The following is a 15,220-nucleotide window of genomic DNA, read 5'->3' as shown; positions in this document are numbered from 1 at the left end:
AATTGTAAATTTTGGGTTAATCCTCGCATTTTTATCAATCTGACCTTAATTATATTTGCTAATGATAATCGTTAGCAATAACATTAGCATCTAATAAGCGCTATGGTTGGCCGTTAATATTATTCATCGTTTGAAAAAGATACAGGTAAAGCAAAACATGAAACCGAAACACATATTTGCACTTTCATCATTAGTTTTGGCGATGGGCTTTGTAGTACAGCCCTTCGCCCTAGCAGCCGAACCACAACAAAATGCTGACAACAATGATCAAAACATTGAAAAAATCCAAATCTTAGGTGTACGTTATAAACGCGTTAGCCAAGGTGCAACAGGCTTAACCATGGAGATTAATGAGACACCTCAATCAATCAGTGTGGTCACCAACGATCAAATAACTAATTTTGGCGCTAATAATCTTAACGACGTACTTCGTCTTGCTACTGGTATTAATGTTGAAGAATGGGAAACCAACCGCACACAATATACTTCTCGTGGTTTTGAAATTAAAAGTACCCAAATTGATGGCGTTGGATTGCCAAATGACTGGGGGATAGTCACTGGTGCAATGGAAGCTTATGGTTATGAAAAAATTGAAGTTATTCGTGGCGCTAACGGCCTACTAACCGGGATAGGTAATTCTGCTGGTACCATTAATTATGTGCGTAAACGCCCGACGAATGAAAATGAAGGTGAAGTAGGCATCTCATACGGTTCGGATGATTTTAAGCGCGTACAGGCTGATTACTCTGCCCTATTAACAGAAAGCGGTAGTTGGGCTGGTAGAGTTGTTGCGGTAGTAGAAGACAAAGGGTCATACCTAGATGGCCTAGAAAATGACCGTGGTTATCTTTACGCTGTCGTTGATGGTCAGTTAACAGATAACTCAACCTTAACGTTAGGGTTTTCTTACCAAGATGCCAACACAGACGGTAATACCTGGGGTGGATTAGTATTTAACTATACTGACGGTACCCAAGCTGAGTGGGATACTAGTGCGACTACAAGTCAAGACTGGACCATGTGGGACACCATTAATACAACCGCGTTTGTTGAGTATACTTACATACTGCCTAACGATTGGGATCTCAAAGTTGCCTATAATCATCAAGGATTAGAAGATGAAAGTAAGCTATTTTATGCTTCTGGCACCATTGATAAAGAAACTGGTTTAGGGTTAATGGGGTCGCCAGGTCGCTATGACACTGAATTTTCAGCCGATATGTTAGATATCACCACAATTGGTCATTACGGCTTATTTGGTCAAGATCACGAACTGACCTTAGGCTTAAGCGGCTCAAAAAGTAAAAAATACATGTACCAACATCCATTTGATTATACTTCCACGCCGGCATATGGGCCCACGCCAGCCTTCCCTTACGATCTCGATGCTATTCCTGAGCCAGAATGGGCCGATAAAATCGAGTACTCTGACATAGATGTTAGCTTACTACGCGCTTATGGTTCGACTAAGTTCAATATCAATGACAGCCTATTTGTCGTTGCTGGTTTTAATGCGATTAAATATACCCGCGAAGGTATTAATAGCGGTGTTGATATTGACAACGATGAGAGTGAATTAAGCCCTTATGCAGGCGTGGTTTACAGCATCACAGAGGATATAAATACCTATTTCAGTTATTCAGATATTTACCAACCACAAGAGCAATATGATTACGATGGGTATTTTTTAGACCCAACTAAAGGCGTCAATTACGAACTTGGGCTAAAAACCCTGTGGCTTGATAATGATTTAATGGCTACCTTTGCACTATTTAGTGCTGAGCAAAATAACCTCGCTAGCTACGCCGGCCTTAATGCTAACGGAAACTATTTTTATAAAGGTGTAAACGTCGAATCGAAAGGATTTGAAGTTGAAGTAACGGGACGCATCACAGACAACCTCAATGCAGTATTCGCTTATACGCTGCTTGATATAGAAGATGACAACGGCGCTGAAGCAAATGAGTGGGCAGCCCGAAACGTTGTTAACTTTTCGATGGATTATACTATGCCACAATTGCCAGAAGTAAGCGTTGGATTAGGCGGCAGATGGCAATCAGAAACCAAAAACGTTGACTCTAATGTAGAGCAAGATGCCTATTTAGTGGTTAACGCTTTCGCAAGTTGGAACATTTCTGACGATTTAAACCTAAGAGCGAACATTAATAATCTCACCGATGAAAAGTACATTAATAGCTTGGCGACAATTGGCTATTACGGCGCACCTGTGAATGGTTCAGTGAACTTAACTTATCGCTTTTAAGTGGCATGAATACGCTACCGCGCAACGACTGAATTTATGCCATCAACTTAAGTATTTTCGTTTAATGCGTTGATTACCACATCAATATAATTGGTGCGGTAACCACGCTAACAGGCAATATATTGATTGATAAAAAACCTCTTTTTATAAACATAAAAAGAGGTTTTTACTTTTACAGCTGATACATAAAATTATTTGCAGGCCCAACACAAAGATAGCGTTGAGCTCGTCGTCTACAACTATATCGCCTTATTAACGATTCAATCTGCCGCAGATTTTGGCGCTTATAAAAGAGTGATAATCGAAACAAGTATAGCCAAAGCTTATAAATACCCTCACTTTGTCAGGCGAGTAGATATGCCGCTGTTTATTATTTCGTTGAACTTATTTAAGCTACTTAGCTTCGAAAATAAACCTAATTAGCTAAAATAGTATTAACTCTTACTTGCGCTGTATGGCTAAGGGTCTTTATCATAAGCATTACTTATTTAGGGCGAATCCAATCCAATCTAGCCCATTCTTTTTTGGTCTTTCAGGAGCAAACATGCCAAAGATTAATCTGCTGCTATTGTGCGGCGGTGGCGGTGCAGAACACGATATTTCATTAATGTCTGCACGTTTTTTTGAGTCATCACTGGCAAAGTCAGATAAATTTTCGGTACTTAAGCTAGTACTCGATAAACACGGTCATTATCACACTGAAGACGGAAAATTATGCGACCTGACTAATCGGCGTGAGATTCGTTTTGAAGATAACAATACGCCAGCATGGCCCGTTGATTATGTGATCCCGTGTATTCATGGTTTCCCGGGCGAAACCGGTGATATTCAATCTTACTTTAACTTAATTCAACTGCCCTACTTTGGCTGTGAGTCTGAAGCCTCAAGTAATTGTTTTAACAAAATCACCGCTAAAATGTGGTTTTCAGCTTTAGGTGTGCCAAACACGCCTTACATCTTTTTGCATCAACTAGATGATGATGCAATCAAGCAAACTGAAACAGCATTTGATCATTGGGGATCCGTTTTCGTTAAAGCTGCTTCACAAGGATCGTCTGTGGGTTGCTATAAGGTTGATGTGAAAGCCAATATCGCTAACGTACTTAAAGACGCATTCAGTTATGCCCCTTATGTGGTCGTTGAGCAAACTATCCATGCGCGTGAATTAGAAGTCGCCGTATACCAGTATCAAGGTGAAGTAGTTGCGACCTTACCGGGCGAGATTATTTGTGACAGCAATACCTTTTATTCATTTGATGAAAAGTACGCTAAAAATAGTAAGGCCCGAACCGACGTGGTTGCAGAGAACCTCAGCCCTGAGATCAGTCAACTGATCCGTGATTACGCAATAAAAGCCTTTAAAGGGATGAAATTACGTCACTTGTCGCGTATCGATTTCTTTTTAACTGATGATAATCAAATCCTTTTGAATGAAATCAATACCTTCCCTGGGTTAACGCCTATTTCAATGTTCCCGAAGATGTTGCAAAACCATGGCCATGATTTCACTGAATATTTAATTGATGTGATTGGGCAACAGCTTGATTTAACGTAAACAACTTTAGTTCGAAATGCATAAAACAAAAGGCCAGCAAATTTGCTGGCCTTTTCTATACGCTTACAATCTTAACCCGTTTAGAACCCTTCTACACCCGCCATATCAGGTAATTGATGTGCAATCCCTTTATGACAATCGATACAGGTTTTTTCGCCGCTAGCCAGAGACGTTGAATGCATTTGTGATGCACGCTTAGACTGACGAGTGAAATCCATATAATCAAAATTATGGCAGTTACGGCACTCTAATGAATCGTTAGCTTTAAGGCGTTGCCATTCATGTTCCGCCAGCTCTCGACGCTTTCCTTCAAACTTTTCTCGCGTGCTAATAGTACCGAATACTTTACCCCACACTTCTTTAGACGCTTGCATTTTACGGGCAATTTTGTCGGTCCAGTTATGTGGCACATGGCAATCCGGACAGGTTGCACGCACACCACTTCGGTTAGTGAAGTGAATGGTGGTTTGCAGCTCCTGATAAACGTTGTTTTCCATTTCATGGCAACCGATACAGAATTGCTCGCGGTTAGTCAGCTCTAAAGCGGTGTTAAATCCGCCCCAGAAGATCACTCCTGCGATAAATCCACCAATGGTTAAGAAGCCAAGACTGTAATGGACACTCGGACGACGCAGCACTTTCCACACCAGTTTTAGTTGCTCAAATAATTTTGCAAACATAGTCGCTCCTAGTGCTTAACTGCGGCTTTCGCCTTCATTAAGTGGTCTATATCGACAAAGTCATTTTCAACCAACAACTTGGCATCTAACTGCGGTGCATGACACTGAGTACAGAAATAACGACGGGGTGATAAATCAGCCAAGAAATTATTGTCACGGTCCATATAGTGAGTCACGCTCACCATTGGCGCCTGTGAATGACCGGTACTGGTTCGCGCATGACACTGGATACACTTGTTCACTTTAAGATCGATTTGATAACCATCAATCTTGTGCGGGATCACCGGTGGCTGCATAGGATAATTACGAACCTGCTTAACATCGGTATTGATCACCGCTTGCATTGCAGGCGGTGTCGGTTCGATATTAATTGGCGCTAAACGTAATGTGTCGATTTTGTCTTCAGGTATGCTGGTAGCCATTACACTGACAGAGAAACCTAATAACGCGATAATCGATAATAATTTACCTGTTTTCATGGTCTGTCTCCTTAAGCCTTAACAATCTTTACTGCACATTTCTTATAGTCAGTTTGTTTTGACAAAGGATCTGTCGCATCTAACGTCACTTTATTAATGAGCTGACTGGCATCAAACCAAGGCACAAACACTAAGCCCACAGGCGGCTTATTACGTCCACGGGTTTCAACACGGGTTTTAATTTCACCACGGCGAGACACAACTCTAATCTCATCACCACGGCGTAAACCGCGCTTTTTAGCATCTTCAGGGTGCATAAAACACACTGCATCAGGAAAAGCTTTATAAAGTTCAGGTACACGTTGGGTCATAGAACCAGAGTGCCAATGCTCAAGCACACGCCCTGTTGATAACCAAATATCAAACTCTTCATCTGGAGACTCTGCCGCAGGCTCGTAAGGCAAGGCGAAGATAACCGCGCGACCATCTGGCTTACCATAAAACTCATAGTCGGTACCGGCTTTAACGTAGGGATCTGACCCTTCACGGAAACGCCATTTGGTTTCTTTGCCATTCACCACAGGCCAACGTAAGCCGTGTTCTTTGTGGTACACATCAAAGTCAGCTAAATCATGACCATGACCTCGACCAAAGGTGGCATATTCTTCAAATAAACCTTTTTGAACGTAAAAACCAAAATGCTTAGCTTCATCATTTAAGTATTTTGGATCAGCATCTGCCAATGGAAATTTATCGACATTGCCATTGAGATAAAGCACTTCATATAAGGTTTTACCTTTAAATGAAGGATTAGCAGCTAACACTTCTGCAGGCCACACTTCGTCAGTGGTGAAACGCTTAGAGAATTCCATTAACTGCCATAAATCAGACTGTGACTCGCCTGGCGCTTTGACCATTTGATGCCAAAATTGAGTCCGACGTTCAGCATTACCATAAGCACCTTCTTTTTCGACCCACATTGCTGTTGGTAAAATCAAATCGGCGGCTTGAGTCGTCACGGTTGGGTAAGCATCAGACACTACGATAAAGTTTTCTGGATTACGGTAGCCCGGTAAACCCTCTTCGTTAATATTGGCACCAGCTTGGATATTGTTGTTCACTTGTACCCAGTAGCAATTTAAATCGCCATCTTTTAAGCGACGGTTTTGCTCTACTGCATGGTAGCCAGGTTTAGGGGGAATAATACCACTGGGAATGTGCCAAATCTCTTCGGCGCGCTTTCTGTGCTCAGGGTTAGTCACCACCATGTCCGCTGGTAAACGATGTGAGAATGTGCCCACTTCACGAGCTGTACCACAAGCAGACGGTTGACCCGTTAATGAGAATGGACTGTTACCTGGAGTAGAAATTTTACCGACTAACAAGTGAATGTTATAAATCAGGTTATTACACCACACACCACGAGTATGTTGATTAAAGCCCATGGTCCAGAATGACGTTACTTTACGATCAGGATCAGCATACAGCTCAGCTAATTCAATAAGCTTATGTTCTGGTACACCAGACAACTTACTCACAGATTCAACATCATAATCAGCCACAAATTTAGCAAATTCGTCAAAATCAATCGGTGTAGAGTCACCCGCTGTGGCGACGTTTTTAGCTTTCATTTCCAGTGGATGCGTTGGCCGTAAACCATAGCCAATATCCGTTGTACCCTTGCGGAAATTAACATGCTTTTTGATAAAATCTTTATTCACTTTGCCATTTTGGATAATGTAATTGGCAATAAAGTTAAGCATCGCCAAGTCGGTTTGTGGCGTGAATACAATTGGCAAATCAGCCAGGTCAAATGAACGATGTTCAAAGGTCGACAACACGGCAACTTTAACGTGTGGCGCACTTAAACGACGGTCGGTTATACGAGTCCACAAAATGGGGTGCATTTCTGCCATGTTTGAGCCCCAAAGCACAAACGCGTCAGCCGCTTCCATGTCGTCATAACAGCCCATTGGCTCATCAATACCAAAGGTACGCATAAAGCCACCTACCGCAGATGCCATACAATGACGCGCATTAGGGTCGATGTTATTTGAACCGAAACCAGCTTTCATTAATTTAACCGCGGCATACCCTTCCCAGACGGTCCACTGACCAGAACCAAACATTCCCACCGCAGTTGGGCCTTTGGCTTTTATAGTGGCTTTCCAACGCTCCGCCATAGTGTCGAAGGCTTTTTCCCACGTAATAGGAGTGAATTCACCATGCTTGTCATATTTACCATCAGTCATACGCAACATAGGCGTTTGCAGACGATCACGACCATACATAATTTTAGAAAGAAAATAGCCTTTAATGCAGTTTAAGCCGCGGTTAACTTCACTGTTGGCATCACCATGCGTGGCAACAACTTTACCCTCACGGGTGGCAACCATCACTGAACAACCGGTACCGCAAAAACGACAAGGTGCTTTGTTCCATTCTAATTTGGTTTGTTCTGAGCTAGTGATCAGGTTGCTTGCACTGGTCGGTAGTGCTAATCCTGCAACACTTGCCGCTGCGATAGCGGCATTGGCTTTCATAAAATCGCGTCTATTCATGTTCATACTTCACCTTCTTCAAGCTCTTCACTTTGGTGATACACCATGGTGGCCGTCAACACACCGGGAATGGCATTAATGGTTGAGATATCATCCATCAACGATCGTTGGCTAGGACCTTCTACGACAACCACTAACTTAACGTCATTATTAGCTGACAATTCAGCATTCTTGATGGCCATAATTTTTTGTCTTACGTCAGCCATTTTATCGGGGTGTACTTGGACAATTAGGCTGGTTACGTGAAGTTCATTACTCATACATCGCTCTCGCATTGTTGATTATTTTTAGGATTAGCCCGCGCCTGGAGGCCCAGTTAAAATTTGGCTAAACCAGATAGTAAAACCTAGTGCGCTAACCAGTAATACAGATAAAATTGGGGCTAGAAAGACAGTTAAAAAGATAAAAATCTTTAACTCTAAACCTTTTTTACTTTTGATTTGATTACTCATGGGTCCTCCAAGAGTGGGGATATAAGCAATAATTCATCATTGCTTTATTGCTTGTTTATTCGGTCCATGGGGAATGTTAGCGTTAATGCAGCAGCGAACTATATACTCACAAATTGGTAAACACGGATTAACATGATCTAAATCAACATTTTAAATAGCTAAAACGCGTGAACTGAGTGATTAAGCATAAAAAAGTAGTCAATAAATGCGGGCTCGATCATGGTTGAGGCAGTCATTTTGACTATTGCATCCTATTACTCATATATGAAATAGTGCAAATAATGACCTAGCCCACGCTGAAGATGGGTAGACTGATCCGAGTTTATAGACAAAAAAAACCGACAGCCAAATGGCTGTCGGTTTTTTGTAACACACGAAGAGATTAGCTTAAGCGATAACGCAATACTTTTAATGATTTCTGTTCATCGATATCGGCAAAAATATGCGGATTAGCAATTCTTTCAATATAGGTAAGCTGTGGCGCCGTATTTGCCACTTGTTGCATCAAAAAATCACACCCTAGTTCTGGCGCATTTAAGCACAATAACACTTCGCCTTGAGGCGCCAGTAAGTCTGGCAGGCGTTTGAGTAGGCGCTCATAATCTTTAGTGGCAACAAAACTGCCGCGTTGATTACTTGGAGGATCGGCCACAATCAAATCATACGGTCCAAGCTTAGTTAACTTACCCCAAGACTTAAAAATATCGTGGCCTAAATAACGCGCCCCTGCAGGTAAGTCATTTAACACATGGTTTTGCTTACCTATGCTTAATGCACCTTTACTCATGTCCATGTTGACAACTTCATCTGCGCCGCCTTGCAAAGCCACTACTGAAAAGCCACAAGTATAAGCAAATAAATTAAGTACCTTTTTATGTTTTGCGTGTTGTTTCACCCATGCTCGGCCGTTGGCCATATCTAAAAATAAGCCGTGGTTTTGACCGCGTAATAAATGCACTAAGAAACGCGCACCGTTTTCAGTCACTATATGCTGCTCTGGTACTTCACCATGCAATAACTCACTCAATGTTTGGCCACCATGACGGTATTGGTAGACTAAATTAAGTGTTTCAGTTGGTCGTTGTTGCTGCCAAAGTACCACTATGGCAGCAACTAATTCATCGAGTTGCTCACTTTCGAGCATCTTAAAACTGGTAAGCAATAATACCGGCTTGTACCAATCTAAACACAGGTGTTCATCGCCCGCGAATAACCCACCACGACCGTGAAATAAACGGCAAACATCATCGCCGAATGTCAAATTTGGAACTGCTTGTAAAAAACCTTTCATACACTCTCTTAACTCAATAAACTAAATACAATCAATAGGGTTATGCATCTTTCGTTGATGCCTTGGCAGCATTCTCCACGTCATGGTCATTTGCAACGTCATCAGTGACATCACTATCGGCATGATGGTTATCAGCGTCACTCGATACGGTTGCTGTTTCAGTTTCAGTTTCAACATTATGGCTTGATTCACTGGGCAATTCATCGACATTATCTGACAATAAAGTCGCTAGCCAACTGCCAGACTGGCTCGATTCTAGACCAATTTTAACAATCATGGTTAAGGGAACCGACAACAACATGCCGACAGAGCCAAGCAACCAGCCCCAAAAAATCAATGATAAAAAAACCACCAAAGTAGACAAGCCTAAACCACGGCCCATAAAACGGGGTTCAATCACATTGCCCATAACCATATTGGTCCCCACATACAATAAACCGGTAATACCTGCGGCGCCGGGACCCATTTGAATAAAAGCCAATAACACAGCAGGAATGGCAGCAATAATAGAACCAATATTTGGAATATAGTTAAACAGAAAAGCAATCACCGCCCATAACAAAGCATAGTCAACGCCAATGATTGTCAAACCGATACCAACAACCACTGCTGTGGCTAAACTAACCAGGGTTTTAATCACCATATATTGATTAACCGACTGCAAAAACTTGTCGATTTGCTTTAAACGCTTATCTGGAGCATCGAGGGCTAAATGAAACTTTCTAGGCATTGATTGCGCTTCAAATAACATAAACACTATGGTCAAAATAATCAGGAATAAATTGGCCATCACATTACCGACACCAGAGAGCATATTGGTGGTCATGGATAACGCCATGCCAGGATCAAAGTAGTCGAGCACCTTTTGCTTTGAAATCTGAATATTAAAGTCTTTGAGTTTTTCAAGGATCCAGGCGAATTGTTCAATCAATTGCTCACGGTACTTGGGCATTTCCTTTGAAAACTCAGTCACTGAACTGCCCACTAAACTGGCCAGCCATAACCCCATTAACACTATAAAGCCCATTAATAAGATGATAGATAGCCATTTAGGAATATGATAACGCGTCATCAACACTATCGCAGGATTACAAATTACCGCTAAAAATGCGGATAATACAAAAGGTACGACTATCGGACTGGCCGTTTTTATCCCCGCTAAAATAATCACCACACAAGCCATTACCACAAAACTGCGCACAGCCATTGGAGATTGTTGTATTCCTTTCATAGACCGAAAAATCCTTATTATTGCTTATTAAAATGATTCTATATGCTAAGCTGAACTCAGTAACATATTGCAAACTAAGTTAAAATTTGTTGTCGCTTCGTATATCAGTTGATGGCAATATTGGCACATCACCACTTTCAGGGATCCACTGACATTATATGAAACCAGAAACCGCTATTATACGCATTAAAAACTTACGTTTACGTACTTATATCGGCATTAAAGATGACGAAATCAATAACCAACAAGATGTCATCATTAACGTAGTAATTCATTATTGTGCCGATAAAGCCCGAAATAGTCACAGTGTCGAAGATGCATTGAATTATCGCACTATCACCAAAAAAATTATTGCTTTAATTGAAAATAATCGCTTTTCATTACTGGAAAACTTAACCAACCAAACCCTCGCCATTGCCAGTGAACATGACTGGGTTGAATTTGCCAGCGTCGAAATCGATAAACCCCATGCACTGCGTTTTGCAGACTCAGTGTCGATGGAGTTATGCTATCAAAAGCCCCGGTAACCACCATGGTATGCGCACAATGTGATCACATTTTAAGTTTACCATCGTATATTGCAATATAGAGTAAAGGGGAGTTTAGATGAAAATATTAATCACTGGCGCAACAGGGTTTGTTGGCAAACAGTTAGTCAAATCACTGAGTGACCACCAGCTAGTAATATTGACGAGAAATATTAATAACAGCAAAAACATTCTTGGCAGCCATCATCAGTACTGGCAAACGCTGGCAGACAAATCAGACCTTAACGATATAGATGCTGTGATTAATCTTGCTGGCGAACCGATAGTCAATAAACGTTGGACCAATAAGCAAAAGAAACTGATCTGTGACAGTCGTTGGGATATCACTACGGCGTTAACTCAGCTTATCCGCAAAAGCACCACCCCACCGCATACTTTTATTAGCGCTTCAGCCGTAGGGTATTATGGCAGACAGGGTGATACCCCTGTGGATGAAACCAGCGGATTTCATGCTGAATTTAGTCATGCTATTTGTCAAGAGTGGGAAAACCTTGCGCTTCAAGCTCAATCGCAACAGACCCGAGTGTGCATCACCCGCATTGGGATTGTGCTCGGTAAAAATGGCGGCGCATTGGCGAAAATGTTACCGCCCTTTAAGCTCGGTTTAGGCGGCCCAATAGGCAATGGCGAACAAGGTATGAGCTGGATCCACATTGATGATTTAATCAAACTATTTAGCTACTTACTCAACAATTCGAACTCACAAGGCATTTATAATGCAACGGCACCTCAACCTGTGAGTAATGCCGTATTTGCTAAAGCGCTAGGTAGCGCACTAAGCCGTCCTGCCAAAATAACTACGCCACCATTAGCGCTAAGACTTGCCATGGGTGAAATGTCAGAGTTGCTCACTACAGGCCAATTTGTATTACCTAAACGAGCTTTGGCGGCAGGATTTGAGTTTCAATACACTGACATCAACAGCGCATTACAACAGGTGGTCAATTCAGCAAACTAGGGCCCCGTCCCTAAACTAGCTGTTTAATTTTATCGATAATTGGCCCATAGCGTCGAGCAAGTGGTCGATGCTGTTTATAAATAATGAATAATGGCTCTGCAACCACCACATTATCGCCATGCTCATTGGCAAACGATGCAATACGGATATCTTGTGCTTGAGTAAAATGGTCGACCGCAAATTGTGGTAGTACAGCAAATGCCAGTCCTTTAGCCACAGGTACCAGAATTTGGTTTAATTGGTTAACATAACTGCGGATAGGCACCTGTAATGCTAGAGCCTGTTTTTCACTGAAGTACTGACAGGCTATTTGCGACCAATAATGCATAGCATCAGGATGACTCACCATGCCAAGCGCCATGAGTTGTTCAAATGTAACAGAGTGATGAGGGTATGACTGAGGCAACACTAAGCACAATGATTGTGCGGCTAATGGGGTTACCACCAGCTCATCCATATTAATCGATTGGGTAATGATGCCCACATCAATAGTATTGGCCATAACACTATCAATAATACGTTTATTGGGCGCCGCTTCCAGATAGATTTGTAGTTGATTATATGGCAACTGATAGTCAATAAGGTGAGGATATAGTAGCAAGGCCATTGAACCTGAGCAGGCAATACGACACTCACCAATATGCTCATCATCAACCGCTAATTGTGATAATACTTGCTGTTGTTGTTGCTGCCAAACTAACGCCCGTTGATGTAAAATAATCCCCGCTTCCGTCAGTTCAAAGCTTTTACCTATTCGAATGAGTAAATCAACACCGACCTGCTGTTCAAGCTTTTTAATATGCTGACTGACACCCGGTTGCGTCATAAAAAGCTGTTCTGCCGTGTGAGTAAAATGCCCTATTTCAACCAGTTTAATAAATGTCGTTAACCATTGTTGATTTAACATACTAAGCCTCTATTGCATCAGATACTAGATCGCAGCCATCTATGTACACTCTCATTAATGGCGATCAAGCAAGACACTAGCATAGCCATTTTTAGGCTGACGATCACACAGTAAATAATATAAATTTATCGTTATACTATTTTTTGATAAATTAAAAATCAGCGCAGCGATATCTGCAATGCTAACTGATTGCCACAAACGGGGAAGAATTACTGCAACTTAGGCTAACAAGGAATATGGAAACCAGCAGAACTACATTTGGCTTATGTCAATCAAACTGGCTATTGTTTGCTATTTTGGCGCAGTCCCGTATTACAGACTTAATCAATAACGAGCCGTTTGCAGATTATTAAACTGCGGTAACGAACGATCTGCTCATGGTTATCACACACACTTACATTTTCTAATTAAGTATTAAATGATTTAACTTCTGCATCGGTTAAATACCGCCACTGCCCGACTTCCACATCGGCGTTGACAGCACCAATGCTTTCACGATGAAGTGAGAGTACTTTATTACCAATTGCGGCAAACATGCGCTTAACTTGATGAAATTTGCCTTCAGTTAATGTCAGCAAGACTTCTTTGGCTGTGATGATTTGCAATACCGCCGGTAATGTAAGCCCTTGCTCACCATCAAGAGCAATGCCTTGTAAAAAACGTTCTGCGGCATCATCAACCAGCGGTTTGGCTAACTTAACCCGGTAGACTTTATGACACTCGCCTGAAGGAGAGGTAATCGCAAAAGTCCAACGACCATCATCGGTAATTAGAACTAACCCAGTAGTATCTGCATCTAAGCGCCCGGCAATATGGAGTTCAGATAACCGTTCAACATCCAATAATGAAAAAATCGACGGATAGACACCATCGACATTTGAACAAAGCATATTGGCGGGTTTATTGATTAACAGATAACGAAACGCTCGAGCAGTAAGGTTTTGACCCTTTAAGGTAATTTGATTATTTTCATGCACCTGAACAGCTTCATTCCTAACAGCCACACCATTTACGCACACCTCACCATTATGGATATGCTGGATAGCGTCACACTTTAATAGCTCAGTACTTTTACAAACAAATCGATCAAGACGCATAAATAACCTTAACTTGGGATAATCATTTTCTATTGGCTAATCAAGCGGATATTATGCCACAGACATAAATTGCTATTGGTATTGGTATTAGGGGAAATAGCCAACAGATTACTCAAGCAATAAAGAGCAAAGATATGTAACACCGAAACTTAACGCAAACCCCACCAACATCATTGCAATAAAAAACCATTTGTGAGAAAAATTGCTTCCTTTAAATACCAGGTACGATTTACTGATGCTGTTAGCGAGTAAAATTAACAACAATAATGTTATTAAATCAATATCCTGCGGATTCATCGACCATTCGGTCATCACAGAGACTAGAATGGCATGAGCTTCAAAAAATGATACTAGCAAAGTACTGATCCCTCGAGATAGACCAAGTTCACTGCCGATAAAATTCATGCCATAAACAAGTGCGAGGATAAAAATAGATAGCTTAGCGACATTTTTCCAGCTTATTGGATGATCAATTAATAGCTCAATATCAACTGTAGATTGTCTTGATTGGCTGCTTAAAAAAAGCAAATTGGATGGGATCTGCACATATGTAATCACCGTAATAAAAAACATTAACTGTGTGACAAAGGGTATGTAAAAAATAAAGGATAATTGGTCGGCCAAAAAAAAGATAATAAATAGGCATTCCAGTAACATAGAGCATAAGGCAAACAGCAATGTCAGTAACAAGTCACGCTCACTTGTTGATGCAAATTTTTTATCATTTAGTATTTGTATAAAAACTGCCGTGCTGGAAATAAATCCCCCCAGAAAACCCTGTAACTGAAATCGGCGACGTTTTGCTAGCAAGTGAAAACTAAGAAAGCTGAATAACTCAAGACAGGCAACTAAAGGAACAATTTTTAAAAGAGGAACGTAGGCTGCCACCACGAACAAAGCCACCAACATGGTCATGTCAAACCATATATGTTTGTCTTTAAAATGATATGAGAGTGGTGTCTTATGTTCCATAGACAATATTTTCCCCCTACAACGATTTATCAAGGTGGACTAAATCATACATGATTCAGAACTTACACTGTTTAATCACCAAATTAACCACTGTACTCCAAGAAATCGACACGGAACATTATTTAATATAACTGAATTATACTGTAAGCCAACTTAAATCGCCGCCCCCCGTACTCGTATTGATAAAACCTTATCTTAATTTATAGTATCAATGACTTGAGATTGAGTTGATAAAAACTTTTACACTCCAATTGGTCAAGGCGCATCATATACTCACGCTACATAA

General features: G+C 41.3%; 14 protein-coding genes. 4 read left to right on the top strand and 10 right to left on the bottom strand.

Going from position 1 to position 15,220, the window contains the following annotated elements; all coding sequences use genetic code 11:
* Positions 1–157 precede the first annotated feature (157 nt).
* Both ACED29_RS08225 and ACED29_RS08220 read left to right on the top strand, forming a co-directional pair.
* Positions 158–2,263, top strand: coding sequence for a TonB-dependent siderophore receptor (locus tag ACED29_RS08225; protein ID WP_371697436.1), 2,106 nt, complete (start codon positions 158–160; stop codon positions 2,261–2,263).
* Between the two features lie 544 nt (positions 2,264–2,807).
* Complete coding sequence (locus ACED29_RS08220) at positions 2,808–3,818, top strand: D-alanine--D-alanine ligase (protein WP_124016444.1); 1,011 nt, start codon at positions 2,808–2,810, stop codon at positions 3,816–3,818.
* 80 nt (positions 3,819–3,898) lie between these two features.
* On the opposite strand, the gene ACED29_RS08215 is transcribed toward ACED29_RS08220, so the two are convergent.
* The 7 genes from ACED29_RS08215 to ACED29_RS08185 all read right to left on the bottom strand — a co-directional run bounded on the left by ACED29_RS08215 (position 3,899) and on the right by ACED29_RS08185 (position 10,452).
* Entirely contained in the window at positions 3,899–4,498 is a 600-nt protein-coding gene (locus ACED29_RS08215; protein WP_124016443.1) for a cytochrome c3 family protein, read from the bottom strand.
* Between the two features lie 8 nt (positions 4,499–4,506).
* Positions 4,507–4,977 (bottom strand): nitrate reductase cytochrome c-type subunit, encoded by a 471-nt coding sequence (locus tag ACED29_RS08210; RefSeq protein WP_124016442.1) that lies wholly within the window; start codon positions 4,975–4,977, stop codon positions 4,507–4,509.
* An 11-nt stretch (positions 4,978–4,988) separates the two neighbouring features.
* Positions 4,989–7,478, bottom strand: coding sequence for a nitrate reductase catalytic subunit NapA (gene napA / locus ACED29_RS08205; RefSeq protein ID WP_124016532.1), 2,490 nt, complete (start codon positions 7,476–7,478; stop codon positions 4,989–4,991).
* 2 nt (positions 7,479–7,480) lie between these two features.
* A complete protein-coding gene (locus ACED29_RS08200) occupies positions 7,481–7,738 on the bottom strand; it encodes a chaperone NapD (RefSeq protein WP_182697012.1) in 258 nt (85 codons plus the stop codon).
* Between the two features lie 33 nt (positions 7,739–7,771).
* Positions 7,772–7,930, bottom strand: coding sequence for a periplasmic nitrate reductase, NapE protein (locus tag ACED29_RS08195; RefSeq protein WP_124016440.1), 159 nt, complete (start codon positions 7,928–7,930; stop codon positions 7,772–7,774).
* Positions 7,931–8,312: 382 nt separating this feature from the next.
* On the bottom strand, positions 8,313–9,221 hold the full coding sequence (locus ACED29_RS08190) for a class I SAM-dependent methyltransferase (protein WP_371697435.1): 909 nt from the start codon (positions 9,219–9,221) through the stop codon (positions 8,313–8,315).
* 40 nt (positions 9,222–9,261) lie between these two features.
* Positions 9,262–10,452, bottom strand: coding sequence for an AI-2E family transporter (locus tag ACED29_RS08185; RefSeq protein WP_371697434.1), 1,191 nt, complete (start codon positions 10,450–10,452; stop codon positions 9,262–9,264).
* 158 nt (positions 10,453–10,610) lie between these two features.
* Between ACED29_RS08185 and folX the strand changes: the two genes are divergently transcribed.
* Both folX and ACED29_RS08175 read left to right on the top strand, forming a co-directional pair.
* Entirely contained in the window at positions 10,611–10,979 is a 369-nt protein-coding gene (gene folX, locus ACED29_RS08180) for a dihydroneopterin triphosphate 2'-epimerase (RefSeq protein WP_371697433.1), read from the top strand.
* A 79-nt stretch (positions 10,980–11,058) separates the two neighbouring features.
* Positions 11,059–11,958 carry a TIGR01777 family oxidoreductase gene (locus ACED29_RS08175; RefSeq protein WP_371697432.1) on the top strand — a complete coding sequence of 300 codons (900 nt, stop codon included), beginning with the start codon at positions 11,059–11,061 and terminating at the stop codon, positions 11,956–11,958.
* Positions 11,959–11,968: 10 nt separating this feature from the next.
* On the opposite strand, the gene ACED29_RS08170 is transcribed toward ACED29_RS08175, so the two are convergent.
* From ACED29_RS08170 to ACED29_RS08160, 3 genes are all read right to left on the bottom strand, one after another.
* Entirely contained in the window at positions 11,969–12,865 is an 897-nt protein-coding gene (locus ACED29_RS08170) for a LysR family transcriptional regulator (protein ID WP_182697015.1), read from the bottom strand.
* A gap of 407 nt (positions 12,866–13,272) precedes the next feature.
* The gene (locus ACED29_RS08165) at positions 13,273–13,962 is read right to left on the bottom strand and encodes a pseudouridine synthase (protein ID WP_371697431.1); all 690 of its coding nucleotides are present in this window, start codon (positions 13,960–13,962) and stop codon (positions 13,273–13,275) included.
* 108 nt (positions 13,963–14,070) lie between these two features.
* Positions 14,071–14,934: a DUF4010 domain-containing protein gene (locus tag ACED29_RS08160; protein ID WP_371697430.1), complete on the bottom strand. Its 864-nt coding sequence runs from the start codon at positions 14,932–14,934 to the stop codon at positions 14,071–14,073.
* Positions 14,935–15,220: the final 286 nt, after the last annotated feature.

This window comes from Shewanella sp. 5S214 (assembly GCF_041439795.1).
In the GTDB taxonomy this organism is placed as follows: Bacteria; Pseudomonadota; Gammaproteobacteria; order Enterobacterales; family Shewanellaceae; genus Shewanella; species Shewanella vesiculosa.
The sequence above is the reverse complement of the archived record's forward strand: the minus strand, read 5'-3'. Positions and strand labels throughout refer to the sequence as shown.